This is a genomic window from Gillisella taibaishanensis (assembly GCF_001938985.1).
Classification (GTDB): Bacteria; Pseudomonadota; Alphaproteobacteria; order Rhizobiales; family Rhizobiaceae; genus Allorhizobium; species Allorhizobium taibaishanense.
In genome coordinates, this window is the sequence record NZ_MKIN01000004.1 from 1 (window position 1) to 627 (window position 627).

Consider the following 627-nt stretch of genomic DNA (forward strand, 5'->3'; position numbering starts at 1 on the left):
ACGAGGTATATGACAACGCTTTGCAAGAACTGCGTGATGGCAAAAAGAAGTCGCACTGGATGTGGTTCATCTTTCCGCAAATTCACGGACTTGGTCGATCTCATACTGCGCGCTTCTATGCGATATCTGGACGTGTAGAGGCGGAAGCCTACCTGCAGCATCGTGTTCTGGGGCCACGACTGGAGGAGTGTACGCGCGCCATGCTCAGCCATCCCAGCCTCAGTGCGCACGACATTCTGGGTTCTCCAGATGACCTCAAATTTCACTCCAGCATGACGTTGTTTGCCGCGGTGGCCCAGGGAGGTTCGTCGTTTGAAGCTGCCCTCCAGTTGTTTTACGGAGGTAGAGGCGATCAAGCAACGCTTGCAACCTTGTAATCGGGATCAAGTGCGCTGCTTGACCTGAGCGCGCGCCACACCCACAAACCGCCACGGAGATCTTGACCTTTTTGGAAGCTAGCCTATTCTCGTCATTGTGGCGGCGCGTTTGGAACACTCAACCCCGCCAAAGATATTGCTTTCGAATTTCATGACGTGATTTGGCGATTTTGGGAGTGGCATCCATGGACGACATTCTGTCGCCGACCGACTTCATCCAGGCGAGCCGTGTGTTGAGACTGTCGTCACC

1 protein-coding gene is annotated in these 627 nt (G+C 54.2%); it reads left to right on the forward strand.

Translation table 11 applies throughout. The features are described 5' to 3' along the window. Positions 1-377: DUF1810 domain-containing protein (locus BJF91_RS00015; protein WP_075612455.1), on the forward strand; the 377-nt coding region annotated here is incomplete at its 5' end. Positions 378-627: the final 250 nt, after the last annotated feature.